This window comes from Phycicoccus avicenniae (assembly GCF_018139485.1).
Classification (GTDB): Bacteria; Actinomycetota; Actinomycetes; order Actinomycetales; family Dermatophilaceae; genus Phycicoccus; species Phycicoccus avicenniae.
This window is the reverse complement of record NZ_JAGSNF010000006.1, coordinates 93,258-116,755: the sequence shown is the minus strand read 5'-3', so window position 1 is coordinate 116,755 and position 23,498 is coordinate 93,258. Positions and strand designations below refer to the sequence as shown.

The following is a 23,498-nucleotide window of genomic DNA, read 5'->3' as shown; positions in this document are numbered from 1 at the left end:
GGTAAAGCCAGAACGCAAGCGGGAAGGACGAACGTGGCTCGACCCAGGCGGCCCGGCGACTCCCGCATCAAGATCACGGTGGCGTCGATCGCCGACACCGCGCTCGCCATGATCCGTGAGGCGGGGGTCGACTCGCTGACCATGCGTGCACTGGCTGCCCGGTTGGGCGTGAGCGCCCCGGCCCTGTACCACCACGTCGCCGGGCGCGAGGAGCTGCTCGACCTCGTCGCGCGCCGGGTGCCGGCCGACTCCGGCGACACCGAGACCTCACTGGACTCGGTCACGACCATCGAGGAGTACGTCGACCTGGCCCGCCCCGGCGCCCTGGCCATGCGCGACTACTACCTCGGCCACCCCGGCCTCGCCCGGGTCATGCTGGACCGCGTCGGCGGCCGCCGTACTGACACCGTCGATGATCGCGACGAACGGACCCATGCCGACGTCGAGGCGCTCACCCGTACCGGACTCGAGCCCGCCCAGGCCTCGGCAACCTTCGACACCCTCGCCCGATGGACCCTCGCCGCGATCGCCGCCGAGCACGACGCCCCACCATCCCGGCAGTCCGACGAGTCCTTCGCACACGGGCTCGACCTGCTCCTAACCGGTCTCACCACCAGCGTCAACCAGGCCCTCACGAGCGAGGACCCTGAGACACGTCGCTAGCCCCGGCAGCCTGTGCGAGCATCCACGTCCCGGCTGGTACCGGGCGGTCCGGTCCGACTGGTCGCGAGGACGTCAGTCGGGGAAGACGCCGCTGGAAAGGTAGCGGTCGCCGCGGTCGCAGACGACGAAGACGATCGTCGCGTCCTCGACCTCCTCGGCGACCTGCAGGGCGGTCCAGCACGCGCCCGCCGCCGACGGTCCGCCGAAGATGCCCTCCTCGCGGGCGAGGCGCCGGGCCATCTCCTCGGCGTCGGCCTGGCTGACCTCGACGGTCCGGTCGACGAGCGACGCGTCGAAGATCGACGGCACGTACTCCGGCGGCCAGGCGCGGATCCCCGGGATCCTCGAGCCCTCCGCGGGCTGCGCCCCGACGATCTGTACGTCCCGGCTGCGCGACCTCAGGTACCGCGAGACGCCGGTGATCGTGCCGGTCGTGCCCATCGCCGAGACGAAGTGCGTGATCCGTCCGTCGGTCTGCCGCCAGAGCTCCGGCCCGGTGCCCTCCTCGTGGGCGCGTGGGTTGTCCGGGTTGCCGAACTGGTCGAGGACCCGCCCGCGACCCTCCTGCTCCATCCGCGTCACGACGTCGCGGGCCTGCTCCATGCCGCCGTCAGCGGGCGTGAGGACGAGCTCCGCGCCGTACGCCTTCATCGTCCGGACCCGCTCCGTCGAGGCGTCCTCGGGCATGACGATGACGAGCGGGTAGCCGCTGATCGCCGCCGCCATCGCGAGGCCGATCCCGGTGTTGCCGGACGTCGCCTCGAGCAGGGTGTCGCCGGGGGAGATCTCGCCCCGCCGCTCGGCGCCCCGGATCATGCTGATCGCCGGACGGTCCTTGACCGAGCCGGCCGGGTTGTCCCCCTCGAGCTTGGCGAGCAGCACGTTGCCGCGGCGGTCGTTCTCCGGCCCCGGCAGCCGCTGCAGACGCACGAGCGGGGTACCGCCGATGACGTCCTCCATCGTCGGGTAGTCCGGAGGGGTGCTCACCCGCGGATTCTACGGCGGCGTCGGGGAAGAGCCGGAACAGCCGGTCAGTGCCAGCCGGAGCCGTCGACGCCGCCGGGGATGTCCGCGTCCGGGTCGTACGGCGTGCGGGCGTAGCGGAACGAGGCGAGGTCGATGTGCGACACGGTGCCGTCGGCCCGGCGGACGACGTGCAGCGGCTCGCCGGTGAGGTAGCCGTCGAGGCCCACCCAGTCGTCGTCCCCGGTCCTCGCGAACCGCGACCCGCGGCCCACCCCCGGCTCGCCGAGGACGAGGTGCTCGCCGACGACCTTCGCCGTCGTCGTCGACGCGCCCCAGTGCCACGTCCCGACGAGCTCGAGCAGCGCCGCGTCACCGGACGCGGACCACGGCTCGACGGCCGCGGGCGCGTCCTCGTCGAGCACGGCGAGGAGGTCGTCCTGCAGCGTCTTCATCGCGGTCGAGGTGGTCGCGTTGGCCATCGCCACCGTGCCGGTGCCGTCGGACAGCCGCACCCACAGGCCGGCGAGGAAGCCGGGCATGGACCCGCCGTGGCCCGCGTACCGCACGCCGTCGACGTTCGCGACCTGCCAGCCGAGGCCGTGCGCCCCGGTCCACGGCTGCCCCGGGTTGTCGACGACGTGGTGCGGCTCGCACATCTCCGCGAGCGTGTCGGCCGACAGCAGGTCGCCGGTGTCGCCGCCGAGGAAGGTCGCCCAGCGGGCGAGGTCGCGCACCGTCGTCCACAGCTGGCCGGCCGGCGCCATCGCCCCGCCGTCGTGCTCGGGCTCGCGGAGCAGGACGTCGGCGAACGGGTGGACCGCGAGCCCCGGGGCCGCGGACCCGGCGGGCCGGGGCGTCGTGCGGTCCATCCCGAGCGGCTCGAGCAGCTCGGTGCGCACGACGTCGAACCAGCCGGTCTGGTGGTGCACCTCGAGGAGGCGGCCGAGCGCGCCGTAGCCGAGGTTGGAGTAGTGGAACCTCCGGCCGGCCCGGAAGCGCTGCTCGGCGGGGGAGGCGACGAGGGCGTCCCAGTCCCCGCCCTCGGTGCGCTCCCACCACGGTCCGGCGGTCTCGGCCTGGGCGCCCGCCGCGTGCGACAGCAGCTGCTCGATGCTCGCGCCGCCGATCCGCGACCCCGGCACGTGGTCCTCGAAGCGGTCGGTGAGGTCGAGGGCCCCGGCGTCGCGCAGCCGCATGACGCACACCCCGACGAACGTCTTCGTGATCGAGCCCATCCGGTACTGGGTGTCGTCGTCGGCGGCGGTGCCCTCGGCCCGCCCGTCGACGGTCCCGGCCGCCCCGTGCCAGAGCAGCTCCCCGCCGTGGGTCACCCCGGCGACGACGGAGGGGAGGCGGCCGTCGCGCTGGGCGCTCGCGAGGACGTGCCGGAGCCGGTCGGAGGTGCGTGCGTCGATGTCCACGGCGCCAACCCTAGGGGCGGCCCCTGGGCGCCGGCTGCGAGGATGGCGACATGCCGGAGCCGTTCGTCGCCCTCGTCCCGCTGCGCTGGTCCGACATGGACGCGTACGGGCACGTCAACAACGTCCAGTACCTCCGGCTGCTCGAGGACGCCCGGGTCGTCGGCCTCGACTCCTGGGCCGGGGACGGCCCGTCGATGCTCGAGGGCGGCATCGTCGTCTCGTGGCACTCCATCGAGTACCGCGCCCCGCTCACCTACCGTCCGGCGCCGGTGCGGGTCGACATGTGGGTGACCCGGACCCACGGGGCCGGGTTCGACCTCGGTTACCGCGTCCTCGACCCCGAGGACGTCGGCGACACCGTCTACGCCGTCGCCGAGACCGGTCTCGTCCTCTACGACTTCGCCGCTGCCCGCCCGCGCCGGCTGCCCGCCGACGCCCGCGGGACCCTCGAGGCGCACGCGGGCGACCCCGTGCCGTTCCGGTGGCGGGACCGGTGAGCGAGGCATTGCGGCTCACCGACGCCGCCTCCCTCGGAGATCTCGGCCGGTTCGCCTCGCGGGCCCGGGCCGTCGACGACGCCGGTGCGATGCGCCTCCAGGCCGGCGGCCGGGTGCTCGCCGCGTGGGTGTGCGTCATGCCGGGCAGCGGCATCCTCGCCGAGGGCCTCGTCCTCGGGCTGCGCACCTTCGCGCTGGCCGAGCCCGCCGACTGCGACGTCGTCGTCCCGCTCGGCGCGGTGACAGACCGGACGGCCCGCGCGGACGGCTCCGGGGCGTTCGAGATCCCGCCGACGCGGGCCCTCGCGCCGTGGTCGGCGGTCACCCCGCCGCGATCCGGCTGGGAGCGGGGCGAGGACGTCGAGGCCGACGTCCTCGCCCGCGGTGCCCGCGCCGGGATCGAGAGCGTCGGCGCGGCCGTCCGCGAGCGCGGGGCCGCCGCCGGATTCGTCCGCGACCGGATCTGGGCCGAGGAGACCGTCCCCGGGGTGCGGGCCGGCGGCGCGTTCGGTGCCTTCTCCCTCGGCTTCCTCGCACCGGGCAGCCCGGTCACGGTGTTCCGCTCGAACCGCTGGACCCGCCTCACCGCGACCGGCGGTCACGTCCTCCTGCGCTGACGGCGTTCCCCGTCAGGGGCGGGGGAGCAGGGGTCGGACGACGAGCGTGTCGGCCTGCAGCGCCTCCCCGAGGACGCGGGCGTCCTCGGCGTCAACGCCGTCGTCCTCGAGGACGTAGCCGGTGAGGAACGACCGGACCGCGTCGGCGGGGACGTGCTCCTCGCCCCGGTCGGGGGTGTCGGCGGCCGGACGGGCGAGGCCGAGCAGGATGCCGGGCACCCGCGGCAGCCCGGGCGCGACCGGGGGCATGACGAACGGGACGACGACCTCGCGCACCCCGTGGGCGTCGTAGAACGCGACCCGACGCGAAGGGTCGCCGAAGCCGCGGTCGGTGTGCACGGCCGGGTCCTCGACCTCGACGAACAGCATCGGGTGCCGCTCGCGCACGTGGGACAGCAGCGCGGACCCGACCCCGCGGCCGCGCGCCGCTGCGGAGGCGGCGAGGTAGGCGAGCAGCGCCGTGCCGTCCGCGTGCCCGGTCTCGACGAGCGCCACCCCGCACCAGGGCCCCTCACCGACCCGCGCGAACCACACGTGCGCGTCCGCGTGCCCACGCTGGGCGAGGAAGCCGGCCTCGGAGACGAGCTCCTCGGGCGGGAACGCCGGTGCGAGGACCGTCCGGTACACGGCCCGCCACTCGTCGGCGGGCACCTCGTCGGCGTCGACGAGGGTGAGGCCGTCCCGTCCGCTCATCCGACGGCCCCTCCCGTGAGGGGCCGCCCGCGCTCGGCGAGGACGTCGGCGAGGACGTCGATGCGGTCGGCGACGACGCCGTCGACCCCGAGGTCGAGCAGCCGGTGGTACTCCGGGGCGTCCTCGACCGACCACGAGTGGAACCACACGTGGACCTGCTTCCCGGCGGCGTGCGCCCGCCGGACGAACCCCGGGGTCACGAGCTCGACGACGCGCCCCGCGACCCGGTGGTGGGCCGGCACCTGCAGGACCGGCGCGGGGGTGTGCAGCACCCGGGCGACGACGTCGGGGGTGAAGCGCAGGGCGGCCGTGCCGACGGGACCGGCCGCGGTGGCGAGCCGCGGCCCGAGGGCGCGGCGGGCGGCCCGGACGCGGCGCTCGGAGAAGGAGCCGATGCACACCCGCTCGACCGCGCCGTGGCGACGGAGCACCTCGACGGTCGGCTCGAGGGCCGCGTCCGCCTTGACGTCGATGTTGAGCAGGGCGTCCGGCATCTCCTCGAGGAGGTCCGCCAGCCGTGGCACGGGCTCGACGCCGCCGACCCGGGCCTGCGACACCTCCGACCACGGCAGGTCCGCGATGCGTCCCTCGGCGTCGGTGACCCGGTCGAGGGAGTCGTCGTGGAAGGCGACGACCTCGCCGTCCGCGGTGACGTGCGCGTCGGTCTCGAGGTGCCGGTAGCCGAGCGCCCGGGCCCGCCGGAAGGCCCCCAGGGTGTTCTCGAGGCCCACGTTGTCCGGCAGCAGGGCGCCGCCCCGGTGCGCGAGGGCGAGCGGGGTCGGGCCCGAGAGGTACGGGAAGTCCGCGGCGCGCACGCTCACCCCGCGGGCCGCACCCAGACCGTCGTGTCCGTCGGGACCGCATCGCCGTCGAGGGGGCCGGAGGCGAGGAGCACCTCCCCGGCCGGCAGGGCGACCGGGTCCGGGCCGAGGTTGGTGACGACGAGGAGGCCGGTCCCACCGTCGGCCGTCGTGGAGCGGAACGCGACGACGGCGTCGGACGCGAGCCCGTCCCACTCCAGGCCGGCGCGGCCGAGGCCCAGCTCGCGGCGCAGGTGCAGCAGGCTGCGGTACAGCTCGAGGGTCGATCCGGGCACGCCCTCCTGCCGGTCGACGGCGAGGTCGGCGTACGCCTCCGGCTGGGGCAGCCACGGGTGGTCGCCCGGGCCGAAGCCGAGGCTCGGCCCGTCGGCCGTCCACGGCATCGGCACCCGGCAGCCGTCGCGGCCCACGACCTCACCGCCGGTGTGGTGGTACGTCGGGTCCTGACGCACCTCGTGCGGCATCGTCGTGTGCTCGGGCAGGCCCAGCTCCTCGCCCTGGTAGAGGTAGCTGCTGCCGGGGAGGGCGAGCATGAGGGCGCTCGCGGCCCGGGCCCGGCGCAGGCCGAGCGCGGCGTCGGGCTGCGGGTCGTCGGCCGCGATGCCGTTCGTGCGGCGGACGGTCTGGTCCAGGCCGAGCCGGGAGGCGTGCCGCACGACGTCGTGGTTGGACAGCACCCACGTCGTCGCGGCACCCACGGAGTCGTTGCTCTCGTACGAGGACTCGATGACCGTCGTGAGCGCGGCGGCGTCCCACGGCGTCTCGAGGAAGTCGAAGTTGAAGGCCTGGTGCATCTCGTCGGGACGGACGTAGCGGGCCAGGCGCTCCTCGGGGGTCACCCAGGCCTCGGCGCACAGGATGCGGGCGGGCTCGCCGTAGCCGTCGAGCAGCCGGCGCCACGACCGGTAGATCTCGTGCACACCGTCCTGGTCCCACATCGGGGCGGCACCCGTCGCGTTGTGGTCGAGGACCCCGCCCTCGGTCTCGTCGCCGGAGGTCACCTCGTCGTAGAGGCCGACCCTGCCGGAGTAGTCGGGCAGGCCCTCGGCCTTGACGAGGCCGTGCGCGACGTCGACCCGGAAGCCGTCGACCCCGCGGTCGCACCAGAAGGCGATGACGGACTCGAGCTCGGCGCGGACCTGCGGGTTCTGCCAGTTGAGGTCGGGCTGGGTGCGGTCGAAGAGGTGGAGGTACCACTGACCGGGGGAGCCGTCGGCCTCGGTGACCCGGCTCCAGCCGCGGCCCCCGAAGACGGACGGCCAGTTGTTCGGCGGCTCCTCGCCGTGCTCGCCGCGGCCGTCCCGGAAGAGGTAGCGGTCGCGCTCGGGGCTGCCGGGGGCGGCGGCCAGCGCCTCCCGGAACCACATGTGCTCGCTGCTCGTGTGGTTCGGGACGAGGTCCACGATGACCTTGAGCCCGAGCTCGCGGGCCGCGGCGACCATCCCGTCGGCGTCCTCGAGGGAGCCGAAGAGGGGGTCGATGTCGCGGTAGTCGGCGACGTCGTAGCCGGCGTCGTTCATCGGCGAGACGTAGAACGGGCTGAGCCACACGGCGTCGACGCCGAGGTCGCGCAGGTAGGGCAGCCGGGCGGTGATGCCGGGGAGGTCGCCGATGCCGTCGCCGTCCGCATCGGCCCACGAGCGCGGGTAGATCTGGTAGATCACCGCGTCGCGCCACCACTGGGCGTCGGGGGCCTCCGGGGCGTGGACGAGGGCGCGGGTCTGCGTGGTCGGGTCGCTCACCCGCCCCATCGTTCCGTATCGGCGGGGGCGGCACGAAACGGCCGACGCCCGTCGGACGGTCCGGGGGTGACCCCGCCCGATCCGGGTAAGGGAGGGACGACGGCGTCCGCGGGGCGCCACCGCGCCCACCCGGGGCCGCGGCTGACGAGAAGGAGGTCCTCATGGCAGACACCCAGGACGCACGCAGCACGGTGGTCGACCTCGTCGACCGGGCGCGCACGGCGATGCTCACGACGACGACCCCGGACGGTGACCGGGTGAGCCGGCCCATGGTCGTCCAGGAGGCCGAGTTCGACGGGGACCTGTGGTTCTTCACCTACGACGACTCGGACAAGGTGCGCCAGATCCGGGACGAGCCGAGGGTCAACGTCTCGCTGTCCAACGAGGGCAAGAGCGAGTGGACCTCGCTGTCCGGGACGGCGGAGCTCGTCCACGACCGGGCCAAGGCGGAGGAGCTGTGGTCCAAGCCCCTGGAGACGTGGTTCCCCGACGGCCTCGACACCGAGGGGCTCGCCCTGCTGAAGGTGCACGGCGACACCGCCGAGTACTGAGACGCCGCGACGAGCCGGGTCAAGCAGCTCGTCGGGATGGGGAAGGCCATCCGCCGGGACGACCCCGACGAGTTCCCCGCCGAGAACCGGACCGTCGACCTCTGACGGGCGTCACGCCTCCATGGGAGGTTCGACCACGCCACGACGGGGTCGATCCTCCCGTGGGCGCGCCGGGTCGGGCTACGGGGTGAGCGGCGGGTGGCCGTGCCCGTCGTCGGTGTTGACGAGCATGTGCGCCGCCCGCAGGAAGTAGTCGCGCATCTGCTCGGCCTGCGGCTCGGGGATCTCCGCGACCTCGACGGCGTGCAGCATGTGCCGCATCCAGCGGTCGCGCATGTCGAGCGTCACGGGGAAGGGCGCGTGCCGCATCCGCAGCCGCGGGTGGCCGCGCTCGTCGCTGTAGTCGCTCGGGCCGCCGAAGTACTGCACGAGGAACATCCGCAGCCGGCGCTCGGCCGGCGCGAGGTCCTCCTCGGGGTAGAGCGCCCGGAGCGGCTCGTCGTCGCGGACGCCCTCGTAGAAGGCGTGGACGAGGCGCTCGAACGTCGGCGCCCCGCCCACCTCCTCGTAGATGCTCACGCGGGGCCGCCCTGGGCGAGCGGCACCGGCGGGGCCTCGATGCCCGCCTCGTCGAAGGCGGCCTTGATCCGCTGGCGCAGGGCGCGCTGCACGGCGAACTGCTCGCCGGGCAGGCACTTCGCCATGATCTTCGTCGTGACCGTCTGGCCGGTGATCGCGTCGACGCCGAGCACGGTCGGGGCCTCGATGAGCTTGCCCTTCCACTCCGGGTCCTCGCCGAACGCCTCGGAGACCTCGTGGAGGATGCGCAGGACCTCGTCCATGTCGTTGCGGTAGGAGACCGGCATCTCGACCCACGCGGCGCCGAAGCCCTGGGAGCGGTTGCCGATGCGGATGATCTCGCCGTTGCGGACGTACCAGACGACGCCGTCGAAGTCGCGCAGCCGGGTGATCCGGAGGGTGACCTCCTCGACGACGCCGATGGCCTCGCCGGTGTCGATCGTGTCCCCGACGCCGTACTGGTCCTCGAAGATCATGAAGATCCCGGACAGGAAGTCCTTCACGAGGCTCTGGGCGCCGAAACCGATCGCGACACCGCCGACACCGGCCGAGGCGAGCAGCGGACCGAGCGGCAGTCCGATGAGCCCCATGACGGTCAGGCCCGCGACGACGCCGATGACGAACGTGCCGACGCTGCGCAGCAGCGACCCGACGGTCTGGACCCGGGCCCGGTGCCGCTCGCCGGCGTTGCCGGTCGTCGTCGCGAGGAGGTTGCCGTCCTTGTCGGTCTCGGTGGCGCGAGCCGTGGACCGGGCCGTCATCCGCGACACGGTCCGGTTGACGACCCGGTGGAGGGCGAACCGTGCGAGGAGGGCGAAGCCGATCGTCGCCAGGACGCGCAGGCCGTCACTGAGGAGCCACACCTGGGCGCTCTCGACGTAGTCGGCCATGACACGGCTGTCGAGGTCGGGCAGTCCGAGCAGCTCGGGCAGCTGGACGAACATCTCAGTCACGGGCATCGCGCTCCTGTGCGGTCAGGGCGCGCGCCACGGGGTCGCGGTTCTCGGCGACCATGCGGCGCAGCGCCGGGGGTGCGTCGGGGTTGTCGTCGAGCCAGGCCTGCGTCGCCTCGAGCAGTGCGGCGTCCGCGAGGGGGCGCGGGTAGAACCCCAGGACGATCGACTCCGCGATGGCGTGCGACCGCGAGGACGTCACGGTCACGAGCGACGCGTGGTACTTCTCGACGTACGGGCGCAGCAGCTCTGCCGGCGTGCCCGGCCGGGTGAAGCCCAGTCCCACCGCGTCGACGACGGCGTTCGGCTTGCCCGACTCCTCCACGATCTCACGCCAGGCGACCTCCTTGGCCTCGGGGGTGGGCAGCGCGGCCCTCGCCCGGGCCGCCCGCTCGCGTCCCGTCGCGGTGTCCTCCCGAGCCCGCTCGGCGTCGATCTCGGGCGTGTCGGCGTCCCCGGAGGCCGCGAGCGCGGTGAGCAGGGTCCACCGCATCTCGAAGTCGACGTCGAGACCCTCCAGGGGAGCGGTGCCGTCGAGCAGGCCGCGCAGCACGGCGGGGTCGTCCCCGACCGTCGTGAGCGCCGCGGTCGCGGTCACGAGCTGCAGCTGGGCGTCGCTCCCGGGCTCGGCGGCCCCGGCGAGCTCCCACATCCGGTCCCGGGCCGAGCGGCGCGTGGCGTCCCGGTGCTCGGGAGCGGTGTAGGAGTGCACGGCGGTCTGCAGCTGGGCGATGACGGTGCGCAGCAGCGTCGAGTCCGACTCCCCGGGCAGCGTCGCGAGGACGAGGTCGACGAACGCCCGCGCCCCCATCTCGGCGTCCCGCGTCATGTCCCACGCCGAGGCGAGGACGAGCGCGCGGGGGAGGGAGGAGGTGAACCCCCGGGGGTGCGCGACCGCCGTCGCGAGCGAGCGCTCGTCGAGGCGGATCTTGGCGTAGGCGAGGTCGTCGTCGTTGACGAGGAGCAGGTCCGGCTGGGGGCGGCCGACGAGGGCCGGGACCTCGGTCCGGGCGCCGTCGACGTCGACGTCGAGGAGGTCGGTCCGCTCGAGGACGTCGCCGCGGACCTCGTAGAGGCCGATGCCCAGCCGGTGCGGACGCAGCGTCGGGTGGCTCTCGGGTGCGGTCTGCTCGACGACGGCCGAGGTGATGCCGCCGTACTCGTCGACCTCGACGACCGGGCGCAGGGTCGCGACACCGGCGGTCTCGAGCCACAGCCGGGACCACTCGCGCAGCTCCCGTCCCGAGGTGGCCTCGAGCTCGACGAGGAGGTCCTCGAGCGTCGTGTTGCCCCAGGCGTGCTTCGCGAAGTAGGCGCGCAGGCCGTCGCGGAAGGCGTCCCGGCCGACGTACGCGACGAGCTGCTTGAGGACCGAGGCGCCCTTGGCGTACGTGATGCCGTCGAAGTTGATCTCGACCGCCTCGAGGTCGACCATGTCGGCGACGATCGGGTGGGTCGAGGAGAGCTGGTCCTGGCGGTAGGCCCAGTCCTTCTCGTGGGTGCCGAAGGTCGTCCACGCGTCGGTCCAGTGCGTCGCCTCGGCCTGGCACGTCGTCGAGGCCCACTCGGCGAAGGACTCGTTGAGCCAGAGGTCGTCCCACCAGCGCATCGTCACGAGGTCGCCGAACCACATGTGGGCGAGCTCGTGGAGCACGGTGAGGGCCCGGCGCTCGACGATCGACTCGGTGACCCGCGAGCGGAAGACGTAGATCTCGGCGATCGTCACGCAGCCGGCGTTCTCCATCGCGCCCGCGTTGAACTCGGGGGCGAAGACCTGGTCGTACTTCGCGAACGGGTAGGCGCAGTCGAACTCCTCCTCGAAGAAGGCGAAGCCGCGCTTCGTCACGTCGAACAGCGCGTCGCTGTCGAGGTAGGGCGTGAGGCTGCGGCGGCAGTAGATCCCGAGGGGGACCTCGCCGCCGCGCGAGGTGACGCTGTCCCGGACGACGTCGTAGGGACCGGCGACGAGCGCGGTGATGTAGCTGGAGATCCGCGGGGTGCGCGGGAAGCGCCACGTCGCGACGCCCTCGCCTGCGGCCTCCGGCTCCGGGGTCGGGGAGTTCGACACGAGCCGCCAGTGCGCGGGGGCCGTGACCGTGAGGGCGAACTCGGCCTTGAGGTCGGGCTGCTCGAACACCGGGTACATCCGGCGGCTGTCCGGGACCTCGAACTGGCTGTAGAGGTAGACCTCGTCGTCGACCGGGTCGACGAACCGGTGCAGGCCCTCACCGGTGTTCGTGTACGTCCCGGTGCCGCGGACGACGAGCTCGTTGTCCGCGGCGAGGCCGGGGACGCGGACCCGGTGGTCGGCGTAGTGGGTCGCCGGGTCGAGGGAGGTGCCGTTGAGCACGATCTCCTCGACGGTGCCGTCGAGGAAGTCGACGAAGGTCTCCGCGCCGGGGGAGGAGCACGAGAACCGGATGGTGCTCGTCGTCGCGAACGTCGTCGGTCCGGTCGTCACGTCGAGCTCGACGTCGTGGGTCGAGACCGAGACGAGCGAGGCGCGGGTCGCGGCCTCGTCGCGGGTGAGGTTCGTGCCGGGCACAGAGGTCTCCTCGGGGTGGGTGGCAAGCGGGCGGCGCCCGGTCGGGGCGCCGCCCACCCAGTCTGGCACGGGCGGCCCTGTGGCCCGTCGGCCCGCGGTGGCAGGATGGTGACGTGACCGACACCACCGCCGCCCCCCGCGCCGCCGCCGAGTTCTGGTTCGACCCGCTGTGCCCGTGGGCCTGGATGACCTCCCGCTGGATGGGCGAGGTCCAGCAGGTCCGCGACGTCGACGTCACGTGGTCGGTCATGAGCCTGTCCGTCCTCAACGAGGGCCGCGACCTGCCCGAGGAGTACGCCGACCTCATGGAGAAGGGCTGGGGCCCCGTCCGTGTCGTCGTCGCGGCCCGGCGCGAGCACGGCGACGAGATCGTCAAGCCGCTCTACGACGCGCTCGGCACCCGCATCCACCACGAGCAGCAGGACTACGACACCGCGATCGCGGGCGCCCTCGAGGAGCTCGGGCTGCCGGCCGCGCTCGCCGGGGCCGCGACCTCGACCGAGCACGACGAGGAGCTGCGCGCCAGCCACGAGCGGGGCATCTCGCTCGTCGGCGACGACGTCGGCACGCCCGTCATCGCCGTCGACGGCGTCGCGTTCTTCGGGCCCGTCGTCACCCCCGCCCCCAAGGGCGAGGCCGCCGGGCTGCTGTGGGACGGCTGCGTGCTCGTCGCCCGCACCCCCGGGTTCTACGAGCTGAAGCGCTCGCGGACCCAGGGCCCGATCTTCGACACCGAGGACTGAGCCGTGGCGCGCATCCACCTCGGGGCCGACCACGCCGCGTTCGAGATGCTCGGTGACCTCGTCGCGATGCTCGAGGCCGACGGGCACGACGTGACCAACCACGGTCCGCACGCGTACGACGCCCTCGACGACTACCCGGTGTTCGTCCTGCGCGCCGCGGAGGCGGTCGCCGCGGACGACGGCTCGCTGGGCGTCGTGCTCGGCGGGTCCGGCAACGGGGAGCAGATCGCCGCGAACAAGGTGACCGGTGTGCGGGCGGCCCTGTGCTGGGACGAGGACCTCGCCCGGCTCGCCCGCGAGCACAACGACGCCCGGGTCATCTCCGTCGGGGCGCGCACGACCGACCCCGAGGTCGCCCGGGCCATGGTCCGTGCCTTCGTCGCCACCCCGTTCTCCGGTGAGGCGCGGCACGCCCGCCGGATCGCGATGCTCGACGCCTACGAGGCGGACGGCACGCTGCCGCCGCTCACCTGACGGGCGGCCGATGGCAGGGCACGACTCGGGCTGGACCGAGCACGACGGGGTGCGACGGCGCACGGTGACCTCCCGCGGGGGCGGGCTGGACCAGGGCATGGTCATCGCGCTCGGTCTCGTCGTGGGCCTGGCCGCCGTCGCGTTCGGCTCGATCGTGTTCTCCGAGTGGCTGCCCATCTCGATGCTCTTCCCGCTGCTCGTCGTGTCCGGGCTGCTCCTGTCGCCGCAGCGGCTGCTCGTGTTCCTCGGGCTCAGCCTGGTCGTCATCGCGCTCTGGGCCCCGCAGGCGCAGATCCCGGGGCCGCGGGTGGCCGGGGTGGTGCTCGCCCTGCTCGCCGTCATGGGGCTCGTCGTCGTCATCTCGCGCTCCCGCGACCTCGTCGGGGTGCGGGGGTTCGGCGCCGACCGGATGTTCGCCGAGCTGCGGGACCGGATCGCCTCGGTCGGGATCATGCCCGTGCTGCCCGACGGCTGGAGTGCGACGTCGCGGATCCTCTCGGCGCACAGCGACCGGTTCTCCGGCGACTTCGTCATCGCCCACCTCGACGACGACCGGGGACGGCTGCAGGTCGCCCTCGTCGACGTCAGCGGCAAGGGGACCGGCGCCGGCACCCGCTCGCTCCTGCTGTCCGGCGCCCTCGGCGGGCTGCTCGGGTCCGTCCCGGCCGCCGACTTCCTCCGCGCCGCGAACGACTACCTCGTCCGGCAGGGCTGGGAGGAGGGGTTCGCGACGGCCGTCCACGTCGAGCTCGACCTGGCGACCGGTCGCTACTCCGTCGCGAACGCCGGTCACCCCTCGCCCGCCCGGTACACCTCCGGCCGGGCCCGCTGGACGGTCCTCGACGCCGAGCGCGGGCCGCTGCTCGGGGTCCTCCCGGGCATCGGCTTCGAGCGCGAGTGCGGGACGCTCGACCGCGGCGACGCGCTGCTGCTGTACTCCGACGGCGTCATCGAGGCCCGTGACCGGGACCTCACCGACGGCATCGACCGCATGCTGGGGGTCGCCGCGATGTCGGTCCTGCGCGGTGGGGACGTCGCGAGCGACGTGTGCGAGGCGGCCCGTTCGGGGGAGGATGACGACCGGGCGGCGGTCGCCGTCCGGCGCCACTGACGTCGCCGGTCGCCGCCGGCCCGCCCGACTGCTCCCGTCCGTCCGACCCCGCCCGAAAGGTTCCGCCCGTGGCCTCCCGCCCGGTCCTCGACCACACGCCCCGCGAGGGCGTGCGCACCTTCACCCCCCGGTGGCGCAACAGCCCGCTGACGGACGAGCGGATGGCGACCCTCCTCCCGGGCCGTGAGCTGCCCGAGGGCCCCCTCGTGCCGGAGCGGGTGTTCGGTCGGCGCGGCCCCGTCGTCCTCGAGATCGGCTCCGGGCACGGGGCGGCCGCCATCGCCTACGCGGCCGCCCATCCGGACGCCGACGTGGTCGCGGTCGACGTCCACGTCCCCGGGGTGGCGCGGATGCTCGCCGCCGCCGACGAGGCGGGGGTCGACAACCTGCGGGTCCACGTCGGCGACGCCCTGCCGCTGCTCACCGACCGGGTCGCCCCGGACACCCTCGACGCCGTCCACCTCTTCTTCCCCGACCCGTGGCCGAAGAAGCGGCACGCCAAGCGGCGCTTCGTCCAGCAGCACAGCCTCACCCTCCTCGCGTCGCGGCTGCGGCCGGGCGGGCGGCTGCTCGTCGCCACCGACATCGACACCTACGCCGAGCACTGCCGCGAGCAGCTCGCGGCGCACGACGGCTTCGACGTCGTCGAGGGGGAGCGCCCGGACTGGCGGCCGGACGACGGGTTCGAGGCCAAGGGACTGCGGCACGGCCGGACGGTGTCCGAGTTCCGCTGCACCGCTCGCTGACCCCGCACCCGCACCCCTGACGGCGGCCCCACCCGACTCATGAGCCTCCACTTTTCGGGGTGACCCCGAAATGTCCGCCGAGACAAGGGAACGGAGGTCGTGTCTCGCGGGAGGTTCCCTTGCCTCGGGCGTGCAGGACGCCTCAGGAGGTGCCGAGCTGTCGGGGTAGCCGGATTCGAACCGACGACCTTCCGCTCCCAAAGCGGACGCGCTACCAACCTGCGCCATACCCCGCGCCACGCCGCTCCGAAGGGCCTCGAGGATTTCGGGTCCGGGCGCGCGGGCCCTAGGCTAGCGCTGCCCTCGCGGTGCACGCCGACGAGGTGCGCGGGCGTAGCTCAATGGTAGAGCCCCAGTCTTCCAAACTGGCTACGCGGGTTCGATTCCCGTCGCCCGCTCCGTCGGCGACGGGCCACCGCCGGACCCCGTCGAGGGTCGTCGCGCAGGCCGCGAGCCATTGCTGCCCCGGGACCACCCGGCGGGTGCCATGCTGTTCCCTCGTGACGTCCGCACCACCGCGCCGTCGGAAGCGCGAGATCTTCCGGCACCCCGGCCAGGTCGTCGTCGCCGCGTTCGGCGCGACCGTCCTCGTCGGCACCCTGCTCCTCATGCTCCCCGGCACCCGCGCCGAGGGCGGCGGGGCCGACCCGGTCACCGCGCTCTTCACCGCGACGAGCGCCGTCTGCGTCACCGGCCTCGTCGTCGTCGACACCGAGACGTACTGGACGAGCACCGGCCACGCGATCATCCTCGCCCTCGTCCAGGTCGGCGGCTTCGGCCTGATGACCCTCGCGTCCCTCCTCGTGCTCTTCGTGAGCCGGCGTCTCGGGCTGCGCACCCGGCTCAACGCCGCCGCGGAGACCAAGAGCGTCGGCCTCGGCGACGTCCGCCAGGTCGTGCGGGGCGTCCTCGTCGTCACCGTCGTCGTCGAGGTGGCGGTGGCCGTCCTGCTCACCGGCCGGCTGCTCGTCCAGGGCCTGCCACCGGGGCGGGCGACGTGGCTCGGGGTCTTCCACGCGGTGTCGGCCTTCAACAACGCCGGGTTCTCGCTCTACTCCGACAGCCTCACGCGCTACCTCACCGACGGCTGGATCCTCCTGCCGGTCTCGGTCGCGATCATCGTCGGCGGCCTGGGCTTCCCCGTCATGCTCGAGCTCGGCCGCCGCACCCACCCGCGCCGATGGAGCCTGCACACCCGGCTCACCGTCCTCATGACGGGCATCCTCCTCGTCGGGGGCACCCTCTTCGTCACCGCGAGCGAGTGGACCAACGTCGACACCATCGGCACCCTCGACCCGGCCCAGAAGGTGCTGGCAGGCTTCTTCCACGCCGTCCAGCCGCGGACCGCGGGGTTCAACGCCTGGGACTACTCGGAGATCACCCAGGAGACCCTGCTCGGGACGATCATCCTCATGTTCGTCGGCGGGGGCTCCGCCGGCACGGCGGGAGGTCTCAAGGTGACGACCTTCATCATCCTGTTCTTCGTCATCGTCGCCGAGGTGCGCGGCGACCCGCAGGTCGTCGCCTTCGACCGCCGGATCGAGCACCGGGTCGTCCGCCAGGCGCTCACCGTCGCCCTCCTCGGGATCGGGATCGTGACGTTCGCGACGATGCTCCTCACCGAGCTCACCGACTTCGCCCTCGCCGACGTGCTCTTCGAGGCGACGTCGGCCTTCAGCACGGTCGGCCTGTCGACGGGGATCACCCCCAACCTGAACGACCCGGCGAAGATCGTCGTCGTCGTCCTCATGTTCGTCGGGCGACTCGGCCCGATCACCCTCGTGTCGGCGCTCGCGCTCCGGGAGCGCCCGCGCCGGTACACCTACCCGGAAGGAGCGCCGATCATTGGCTAGGAAGGTCGCCGACACGGGGGGCGTCGTCGTCCTCGGTCTCGGCCGGTTCGGCAAGTCGCTCGCCCTCGAGCTCGAGCGGGACGGCGTCGAGGTCCTCGGCATCGACGTCGACGGCAAGCGGGTCCAGGACCTCGCCGGCCGGCTCACCCACGTCGTCGAGGCGGACACGACCGACCTGGAGGCGATGCGCCAGCTGTCGGTCGGGGAGTTCCGCCAGGCGGTCATCGGCATCGGCAGCGACGTCGAGGCGAGCATCCTCACCGCGTTCGTCCTGCGCACCCTCGGGGTGCGGACGATCTGGGGCAAGGCCGTCACCGAGTCGCAGGGCAAGATCCTCGAGCAGGTCGGCGTCCACCACGTCGTGCGGCCGGAGTTCGACATGGGGCGCCGGGTCGCCCACCTGGTCCGGGGGCGACTGCTCGACTACATCGAGTTCGACGACGGCTACGCGATGGTGAAGACGACCCCGCCGGAGAGCATCGTCGGACGCACCCTCGCCGAGGCGGGCGTGCGCTCGCGGTACGGCGTCACCGTCGTCGGCATCAAGCCCCGCGGTGAGGCCTTCACCTACGCGGTCCCCGAGACGGTGCCACAGGCCGGCGACGTCATCATCGTCTCCGGCGACCGGACGAAGGTCGAGCGCTTCTCGAACGAGGCGTGACGCGCCGACGGGGCCCAGACCGCGGCCGGGACCCCGTCGACGGGCGGCGCCTCGGGCCGGCTCAGGCCTTGGCGCCCGCGCGGAACTGGACCCACGCGTCGTTCATCCGCTCGACCTGGCCGGGCGTGAACTCGTTCATGCACGAGTCCTGCGTGTAGTCCATGAAGTTGTGCACCGGGTCCAGGCCGGGTGCCGTGCACGAGTCGGCGCCCTCGGGGCAGCCGAACTGCGGGAAGGCCTCCTTGGGGGTGTCCTCCACGAAGTCGCCGGCCGCGCTGCAGCCGTGGGCGAAGGTGTGCTCGAGCATCATCCAGTGGCCGACCTCGTGGGTCAGGGTGTCGCCCTCGGCGTAGATCCCGGCGGTGCCGCCGGGCATCGACTCGTCGAGGATCACGACGCCGTCGATGTAGTCGCGGCCGTTGTTGTAGCCCTTGGGGAAGTACGCCCACCCGAGCAGGCCGCCGCCGATGTTCGCGACGTACACGTTGAGCGTCGTCGCGTCGCCGGTGTGCAGGGCCTTCTTCATGTCGCGCTCGGCCTTGCCCGGGGTCACCGTGTACCAGTCGCCGTTCACCGTCCACGTCGTGTCGACGAGGTCGAACCGGAACGGGCTGTCGGCCGCGGTCGGCGAGGTCTCGCCGGAGAACGAGGCGTTGAGGACCTCGACCTGGTCCTCGATCATCGTCTCCGTCCGGGTCCGCTCGTCGGCGGTCGGCTCGACGTCGGAGATGACGTGGAAGACGGTGTCGATCGTCACCGACCCCGCCGCGAGGAGCGGGGAGTCCTTGAGGACCCCGTACGCCTTGGCCTCGTTGTCGGGGTAGAGCTTCGGCTCCTTCGCGGTCGCGCCGTCGGCGACCCGGGCGGCGCTCGTCGGCTCCCCGGTCAGCGGGTCGCACTCGAGCACGCCGGGCGACGGCGAGGCGGCGGTGGCGGCGGCGCTGCTCCCGGTGAGGGCGGCGACGGCGACGAGGCCGGCCGCCAGGGCGCCGGCTGCGGTGAGACGACCGCGGGTGGTGGTCACGGGACCCATGTGCGTCCTTCGGGGTCGGGCGCCGTCCCGGTCGGTCGGCGCGCGTGAGCGGACGCTATTCCCCGGCGGGGCCGTGGGGGAAGGGGGCGAGCACGTCCCGTCCGATTCGGTCGGCGCGCCCCCCGCCGCTAGAGTGACGGTTCGGCGTCGTTCCGGGCGTCGCGCTCCTGTGCGCCCCGGACGTCCTGGCCCCGGCCGGGAGCGACGCCCGACCGCAGACCCCCGACCCATCCGTACGGAGTGCCCGAAGTGAAGAGTGCCGTCGAGACCCTGAGCCCGACTCGGGTCAAGCTGACCGTCGAGGTCCCTTTCGACGAGCTGAAGCCCATGCTCGACAAGGCCTACGCGACCATCGGCTCCCAGGTCCAGGTGCCCGGCTTCCGCAAGGGCAAGGTCCCGAACCGCATCATCGACCAGCGGATCGGCCGCGGCGCGGTCGTCCAGGAGGCCGTCAACGAGGCGCTGCCCCAGTTCTTCGCGCAGGCCGCGGAGAAGGAGGACCTCCGCGCCATCGGCCAGCCCGAGGTCGACGTCACCGGGGTCCCGCTCGAGGACGGCCAGGACCTCGAGTTCACCGTCGAGACCGACGTGCGGCCGACGATCGAGCTCCCCGAGCTCAGTGGCATCGCCGTCTCCGTCGACGACGTCGCCGTCACCGACGAGGACGTCCAGGAGCGGATGACCGCGCTGCGCGAGCGGTTCGGCACGCTCGTCGGCGTCGACCGCCCCGTCGAGACCGGCGACCACGTGTCGATCGACCTCTCGGCCGAGATCGACGGCGACGAGATCGACTCCGTCGAGGGCGTCTCCTACGAGGTCGGTTCGGGCAACATGCTCGAGGGCATCGACGACGCCCTCACCGGCATGTCGGCCGGCGAGACGAAGACCTTCACCGCCCCGCTCGCCGGTGGCGACCAGGAGGGCCAGGACGCCGAGTGCACCGTCACCGTGCAGTCCGTCAAGGTCCGCGAGCTCCCCGAGCTCGACGACGAGTTCGCCCAGCTGGCCTCCGAGTTCGACACGATGGACGAGCTGCGCGCCGACGTCGAGAAGCAGGCCGAGCAGGCCAAGGCCTACGAGCAGGGCATCCAGGCGCGCGACCGGCTCCTGGACCACCTCCTGGAGACCGTCGAGGTCCCCGTCCCGGACGGCGTCGTCGAGGCCGAGGTGCACCAGCACCTCGAGGGCGAGAACCGGCTCGAGGACGACGAGCACCGCGCCGAGGTGCAGGAGAGCACCCGCAAGGCGCTGCGGGCGCAGTTCCTGCTCGACGCGGTCGCCGAGCGGCTCGAGGTCAAGGTCGAGCAGCCCGAGCTCATCGAGTACCTCGTCATGAGCGCCCAGCAGTACGGCATGGACCCGAACCAGTTCGCCCAGGCCGTCGACCAGCAGGGCCAGATCCCCTCCATCGTCCAGGAGGTCGCCCGGCGCAAGGCGCTCGCGGCCGTCCTCGACGAGGCCAAGGTCACCGACGCGAGCGGCAACGAGGTCGACCTCGACGCGCTCGTCCCCGACGAGGAGGGTGACGCCGCCGGCGAGGAGGCCGCGGACGCGACCACCGACGAGGCCGGTGCCGCCCCGGAGGCCGAGGCCGCCCACGGCGACGAGGGCAAGCCCGCGCAGGCCTGACCCGCGCACCCGACGACGGCGCCGCACCCCGGACGGGGTGCGGCGCCGCGTCGCGTCCGGGGCCCGATCAGCCCGGCGGGGCAGCGGTCGTCGTCCCCACCCGCAACGACGTGGGGAACGGCTCGTCGCCGACCTGCTCCCCGTCGAGGACGCGCCGGACGAGACGCCCGAGCGCCCGGCCCTTCTCGACCCCCGGCTGGACGACGGTCGTGAGGGTCTCGTCGAGCCACGGCAGGTCGACACCGTCGAACCCGGTGACGGAGAGGTCCTCGGGGACACGCAGCCCGAGCGCCGCAGCGGCGCGCATCACCCCCGCGGCGAGGAGGTCGGCCTGGCAGACGACGGCGGTCGGGCGGACGTCCGCCGGGACGGCGAGCAGCAGCCGGCCAGCCTCCTCCCCGGCCTCGACCGTGAGGTCCGCGGTCTGGACGACGGGGGCGTGCGCGCCGGCGAGGGCGAGGAAGCCCCGCGCCCGGTCGCGGGCGTCGGGGTAGCCGGCCGTCTCGACGTCCTGCAGGCCCGCGGTCGCCGTGCGGACACCGGGGGAGAGGGGCATCGCGACGTGACCGAGCCGAGTGTGGCCGAGGTCCAGCAGGTGTCGTGTCGTGAGCGCGATGCCCGCCTCCTCGTCGGTGCGCACGTGGGAGACCCTGGGGTCGACAGGGGCGCCGCTGCCGACGACCGGGACTCCGCGGGCGCCGAGGTGGTCGACGAGGGGGTTGTCCGCGATGCCGCAGAGCGGGAAGACGGCGGCGTCGACGGCCTGGGTGGCCAGCTGGTCGACGGCCCGCTCGGGCTCCTCCGGGTGCTGCGCGACGAGCAGCATCGTGCGGCCCGCCGCGTCGAGCTCCTCGGCGAGGCCGTCGAGGACGCCGAGCGCGAACGGGTCGCGGAAGGCGTACCGCAGCGGTCCCTCGACGACGACCGCGACGGTGCCGACCCGGCCGCGGCGCAGCGAGGAGGCGAGCGGGTCGGGGCCGCTGAAGCCCAGGTCGGCGGCGGCGGCGCGGACCCGCTCGGCGGTCGCCGCCGCGACCGGCCCGCGGCCGCTGAAGACGAGGGAGGCGGTCGAGGTGGAGACCCCGGCGCGCTCGGCGACGGCGCGCATCGTCGGACGACGGCGGGCCTCGCTCGCGTGCTTTTGACCTGCGGACGGCATGGTGGCACGATATCGAATCGATTCGATCGAATCGATTCGACCCGCGACCCGCGTCCCGAGGAGACCCGACCGTGAGCACGACCGCGCAGATCCCCGCCCCGCCGCGCGAGCGGGTCGTCGCCGCGCGGACGGCGGTCTTCGCCGTCTTCGCGCTCGCCGGGATCGTGTTCGCCTCGTGGGCCAGCCGGATCGCCGACGCCAAGCTCGACCTCGACCTCACGCCCGGCCGGCTCGGGACCCTTCTGCTCGCGATGAGCGTCGGTTCGGTGCTCGGCCTGCCGCTCGCGGGCCGGGTGAGCGAGCGGATCGGCGCCGGGCGCACCGTGGGTCTCGGCGCCGCCGTCGGCGTCGTCGGGCTCCTCGCCGTGGGGGCGGCCGTCGACGCCGGGGGTCCGCTGCCGCTCGTCGCCGTCGGCCTCTTCCTCCTCGGGCTCGGCGTCGGATTCTGGGACGTCGCGATGAACCTGGAGGGGGCGGGGGTCGAGCGGGCGCTCGGCCGCTCCGTCATGCCGCACTTCCACGCGGCCTTCTCCGGGGGCACGGTGCTCTCGGCGCTCGTCGGGGCGGCCGCGTCGTGGGGCCGGGTGCCGCTGGTCGTGCACTTCGCCGTCACCGCGGTGCTCACCGTCGCCGTCGCCGCGTGGGCGCTGCGCCGGTTCCTGCCCGCGGCGATGGTCCCCGGCGACGGCGAGGAGACCGCGGACGCGACGGCGTCGACCCCGCGGCCGGTCGTCCGCTCGGCGTGGCTCGAGCCGCGGACCCTGCTCATCGGCGTCGTCGTCCTGGCCGCCGCCGCCACCGAGGGCACGGCCAACGACTGGCTCTCGGTCGCCTTCGTCGACGGCTACGACCTGCCTGCCTGGGCCGGGGTCCTGGGCTTCGCCACCTTCCTCACCTTCATGACCATCGGCCGCGTCCTCGGCACGGGTCTGCTCGACCGGTACGGCCGCGTCCCGACGCTGCGGGTCGGGTTCGGCTTCGCCGTCGTCGGTGCGCTGCTCGTCGTCTTCGGCGGTCCGGTGCTCGCCTTCGTCGGCGCGGCGGTCTGGGGGGTCGGCGCGTCGCTCGGGTTCCCCGTCGGGATGAGCGCCTCCGCCGACGACCCCGAGCGGGCCGCCGCCCGGATGTCCGTCGTCGCGACGATCGGCTACGTCGCCTTCATCGCCGGCCCGCCGGTGCTCGGGTTCCTCGGCGACGCCGTCGGGGTGCTCCACGCGCTGCTCGTCGTCGGGGCGCTGGCCCTGCTCGCCCTCTCCGTCGTCACCTCGGTCCGCGAGCCGGAGGCCCGCTGAGCCCTCCTACGCTCACGGCGAACAGGCGCCGGACCGGGAGTACCGGTCGCCCGGGCGGGCGTTAGGGTCACTGACAGGAACGAATCCCGAACGAGCGAGGAGCGACCCAGCGTGACCGACACCGAGACCGTCGTCGCCCAGGGCGAGGGCCAGAAGTCCGGCCTGGACGACCACATCTACAACCGCCTCCTCAAGGAGCGGATCATCTTCCTCGGGTCCGACGTCCGCGACGACAACGCGAACGCGATCTGCGCGCAGATGCTGCTCCTCGCCGCCGAGGACCCCGAGAAGGACATCTGGCTGTACATCAACAGCCCGGGCGGGTCCGTCACGGCCGGCATGGCGATCTTCGACACGATGCAGTGGGTGCCGAACGACGTCGCGACCGTCGCCATGGGCATGGCCGCCTCCATGGGGCAGTTCCTGCTCTCCGCGGGCACGCCCGGCAAGCGCTACGCCACCCCGCACGCCCGCGTCATGATGCACCAGCCCTCCGGCGGCATCGGCGGTACCGCGTCGGACATCAAGATCCAGGCGGAGCAGCTCATCCACATCAAGAAGCAGATGGCGGGGCTCATCGCCGAGCACACCGGTCAGTCCGAGGAGCAGATCGAGAAGGACTCCGACCGCGACCGCTGGTTCACGGCGTCCGAGGCCAAGGAGTACGGCTTCGTCGACCACGTCATCACCAAGGCCGACATGGCCGGCCGCCACGGCGACAACCCCGTCACCTCCGACTGATCCCGGCC

At 73.6% G+C, this 23,498-nt stretch carries 23 protein-coding genes and 2 tRNA genes; 14 read left to right on the top strand and 11 right to left on the bottom strand.

The annotated features are described in order from the left end of the window. The first annotated feature begins 33 nt into the window (after nucleotides 1-33). Complete coding sequence (locus tag KC207_RS06135; RefSeq protein WP_211602034.1) at nucleotides 34-663, top strand: TetR/AcrR family transcriptional regulator; 630 nt, start codon at nucleotides 34-36, stop codon at nucleotides 661-663. 72 nt (nucleotides 664-735) lie between these two features. On the opposite strand, the gene cysM is transcribed toward KC207_RS06135, so the two are convergent. Both cysM and KC207_RS06125 read right to left on the bottom strand, forming a co-directional pair. Next, nucleotides 736-1,650, bottom strand: coding sequence for a cysteine synthase CysM (cysM, locus tag KC207_RS06130; protein ID WP_211602033.1), 915 nt, complete (start codon nucleotides 1,648-1,650; stop codon nucleotides 736-738). Between the two features lie 44 nt (nucleotides 1,651-1,694). Beyond that, complete coding sequence (locus KC207_RS06125) at nucleotides 1,695-3,050, bottom strand: serine hydrolase domain-containing protein (protein WP_211602031.1); 1,356 nt, start codon at nucleotides 3,048-3,050, stop codon at nucleotides 1,695-1,697. A 50-nt stretch (nucleotides 3,051-3,100) separates the two neighbouring features. On the opposite strand from KC207_RS06125, the gene KC207_RS06120 reads away from it, so the two are divergent. Beyond that, complete coding sequence (locus KC207_RS06120; protein WP_211602029.1) at nucleotides 3,101-3,547, top strand: acyl-CoA thioesterase; 447 nt, start codon at nucleotides 3,101-3,103, stop codon at nucleotides 3,545-3,547. Further along, the gene (locus tag KC207_RS06115; RefSeq protein ID WP_211602028.1) at nucleotides 3,544-4,164 is read left to right on the top strand and encodes a DUF8185 domain-containing protein; all 621 of its coding nucleotides are present in this window, start codon (nucleotides 3,544-3,546) and stop codon (nucleotides 4,162-4,164) included. The genes KC207_RS06120 and KC207_RS06115 overlap by 4 nt, the downstream gene beginning before the upstream one ends. A gap of 12 nt (nucleotides 4,165-4,176) precedes the next feature. Here KC207_RS06115 and KC207_RS06110 read toward each other — a convergent pair whose 3' ends face one another. Genes KC207_RS06110 through KC207_RS06100 form a run of 3 tightly spaced genes read right to left on the bottom strand, consistent with a single transcriptional unit; the run spans nucleotide 4,177 to nucleotide 7,429 of the window. Further along, nucleotides 4,177-4,857, bottom strand: coding sequence for a GNAT family protein (locus tag KC207_RS06110; protein ID WP_211602027.1), 681 nt, complete (start codon nucleotides 4,855-4,857; stop codon nucleotides 4,177-4,179). Continuing rightward, the gene (locus tag KC207_RS06105; protein ID WP_367616032.1) at nucleotides 4,854-5,678 is read right to left on the bottom strand and encodes a glycerophosphodiester phosphodiesterase family protein; all 825 of its coding nucleotides are present in this window, start codon (nucleotides 5,676-5,678) and stop codon (nucleotides 4,854-4,856) included. Before KC207_RS06105 ends, KC207_RS06110 begins: the two co-directional genes overlap by 4 nt. Then, nucleotides 5,675-7,429, bottom strand: a complete 1,755-nt coding sequence (locus KC207_RS06100) for a glycoside hydrolase family 13 protein (protein WP_211602025.1) — start codon at nucleotides 7,427-7,429, stop codon at nucleotides 5,675-5,677. Before KC207_RS06100 ends, KC207_RS06105 begins: the two co-directional genes overlap by 4 nt. A gap of 152 nt (nucleotides 7,430-7,581) precedes the next feature. On the opposite strand from KC207_RS06100, the gene KC207_RS06095 reads away from it, so the two are divergent. After that, the gene (locus KC207_RS06095; protein WP_211602024.1) at nucleotides 7,582-7,971 is read left to right on the top strand and encodes a pyridoxamine 5'-phosphate oxidase family protein; all 390 of its coding nucleotides are present in this window, start codon (nucleotides 7,582-7,584) and stop codon (nucleotides 7,969-7,971) included. Between the two features lie 180 nt (nucleotides 7,972-8,151). Here KC207_RS06095 and KC207_RS06090 read toward each other — a convergent pair whose 3' ends face one another. Genes KC207_RS06090 through pepN form a run of 3 tightly spaced genes read right to left on the bottom strand, consistent with a single transcriptional unit; the run spans nucleotide 8,152 to nucleotide 12,048 of the window. Beyond that, on the bottom strand, nucleotides 8,152-8,550 hold the full coding sequence (locus KC207_RS06090; protein WP_211602023.1) for a globin: 399 nt from the start codon (nucleotides 8,548-8,550) through the stop codon (nucleotides 8,152-8,154). Next, nucleotides 8,547-9,509, bottom strand: a complete 963-nt coding sequence (locus tag KC207_RS06085) for a mechanosensitive ion channel family protein (protein WP_249138591.1) — start codon at nucleotides 9,507-9,509, stop codon at nucleotides 8,547-8,549. Before KC207_RS06085 ends, KC207_RS06090 begins: the two co-directional genes overlap by 4 nt. Further along, on the bottom strand, nucleotides 9,496-12,048 hold the full coding sequence (gene pepN, locus KC207_RS06080; protein WP_211602022.1) for an aminopeptidase N: 2,553 nt from the start codon (nucleotides 12,046-12,048) through the stop codon (nucleotides 9,496-9,498). Before pepN ends, KC207_RS06085 begins: the two co-directional genes overlap by 14 nt. Before the next feature lie 113 nt (nucleotides 12,049-12,161). Here pepN and KC207_RS06075 point away from each other — a divergent pair, with 113 nt between their 5' ends. From KC207_RS06075 to trmB, 4 genes are all read left to right on the top strand, one after another. After that, nucleotides 12,162-12,791, top strand: a complete 630-nt coding sequence (locus KC207_RS06075) for a mycothiol-dependent nitroreductase Rv2466c family protein (protein WP_282958955.1) — start codon at nucleotides 12,162-12,164, stop codon at nucleotides 12,789-12,791. 3 nt (nucleotides 12,792-12,794) lie between these two features. Next, nucleotides 12,795-13,265 carry a ribose-5-phosphate isomerase gene (locus tag KC207_RS06070; RefSeq protein WP_282958954.1) on the top strand — a complete coding sequence of 157 codons (471 nt, stop codon included), beginning with the start codon at nucleotides 12,795-12,797 and terminating at the stop codon, nucleotides 13,263-13,265. Between the two features lie 10 nt (nucleotides 13,266-13,275). Next, nucleotides 13,276-14,376: a PP2C family protein-serine/threonine phosphatase gene (locus KC207_RS06065; RefSeq protein ID WP_211602021.1), complete on the top strand. Its 1,101-nt coding sequence runs from the start codon at nucleotides 13,276-13,278 to the stop codon at nucleotides 14,374-14,376. A 68-nt stretch (nucleotides 14,377-14,444) separates the two neighbouring features. Then, complete coding sequence (gene trmB / locus KC207_RS06060) at nucleotides 14,445-15,122, top strand: tRNA (guanosine(46)-N7)-methyltransferase TrmB (protein ID WP_249138590.1); 678 nt, start codon at nucleotides 14,445-14,447, stop codon at nucleotides 15,120-15,122. Between the two features lie 160 nt (nucleotides 15,123-15,282). On the opposite strand, the gene KC207_RS06055 is transcribed toward trmB, so the two are convergent. Then, a tRNA-Pro gene (locus KC207_RS06055) sits at nucleotides 15,283-15,356 on the bottom strand. A gap of 93 nt (nucleotides 15,357-15,449) precedes the next feature. Between KC207_RS06055 and KC207_RS06050 the strand changes: the two genes are divergently transcribed. From KC207_RS06050 to KC207_RS06040, 3 genes are all read left to right on the top strand, one after another. After that, nucleotides 15,450-15,520: transfer RNA gene (locus KC207_RS06050), tRNA-Gly, on the top strand. 102 nt (nucleotides 15,521-15,622) lie between these two features. Next, nucleotides 15,623-16,975 (top strand): TrkH family potassium uptake protein, encoded by a 1,353-nt coding sequence (locus KC207_RS06045; RefSeq protein WP_211602019.1) that lies wholly within the window; start codon nucleotides 15,623-15,625, stop codon nucleotides 16,973-16,975. After that, nucleotides 16,968-17,636 (top strand): potassium channel family protein, encoded by a 669-nt coding sequence (locus tag KC207_RS06040; protein WP_211602018.1) that lies wholly within the window; start codon nucleotides 16,968-16,970, stop codon nucleotides 17,634-17,636. Before KC207_RS06045 ends, KC207_RS06040 begins: the two co-directional genes overlap by 8 nt. A gap of 61 nt (nucleotides 17,637-17,697) precedes the next feature. Here KC207_RS06040 and KC207_RS06035 read toward each other — a convergent pair whose 3' ends face one another. Continuing rightward, nucleotides 17,698-18,660 (bottom strand): zinc metalloprotease, encoded by a 963-nt coding sequence (locus tag KC207_RS06035; protein WP_249138589.1) that lies wholly within the window; start codon nucleotides 18,658-18,660, stop codon nucleotides 17,698-17,700. A 258-nt stretch (nucleotides 18,661-18,918) separates the two neighbouring features. Between KC207_RS06035 and tig the strand changes: the two genes are divergently transcribed. Next, nucleotides 18,919-20,298 carry a trigger factor gene (gene tig, locus KC207_RS06030; RefSeq protein ID WP_211602015.1) on the top strand — a complete coding sequence of 460 codons (1,380 nt, stop codon included), beginning with the start codon at nucleotides 18,919-18,921 and terminating at the stop codon, nucleotides 20,296-20,298. A gap of 67 nt (nucleotides 20,299-20,365) precedes the next feature. Here tig and KC207_RS06025 read toward each other — a convergent pair whose 3' ends face one another. Then, on the bottom strand, nucleotides 20,366-21,457 hold the full coding sequence (locus KC207_RS06025; protein ID WP_211602011.1) for a LacI family DNA-binding transcriptional regulator: 1,092 nt from the start codon (nucleotides 21,455-21,457) through the stop codon (nucleotides 20,366-20,368). Between the two features lie 71 nt (nucleotides 21,458-21,528). Between KC207_RS06025 and KC207_RS06020 the strand changes: the two genes are divergently transcribed. Together KC207_RS06020 and KC207_RS06015 are read left to right on the top strand one after the other, a co-directional pair. Then, the gene (locus tag KC207_RS06020; RefSeq protein ID WP_249138588.1) at nucleotides 21,529-22,749 is read left to right on the top strand and encodes an MFS transporter; all 1,221 of its coding nucleotides are present in this window, start codon (nucleotides 21,529-21,531) and stop codon (nucleotides 22,747-22,749) included. A 111-nt stretch (nucleotides 22,750-22,860) separates the two neighbouring features. Continuing rightward, nucleotides 22,861-23,490 (top strand): ATP-dependent Clp protease proteolytic subunit, encoded by a 630-nt coding sequence (locus tag KC207_RS06015; protein WP_211602010.1) that lies wholly within the window; start codon nucleotides 22,861-22,863, stop codon nucleotides 23,488-23,490. The last annotated feature ends 8 nt before the right edge of the window (nucleotides 23,491-23,498 follow it).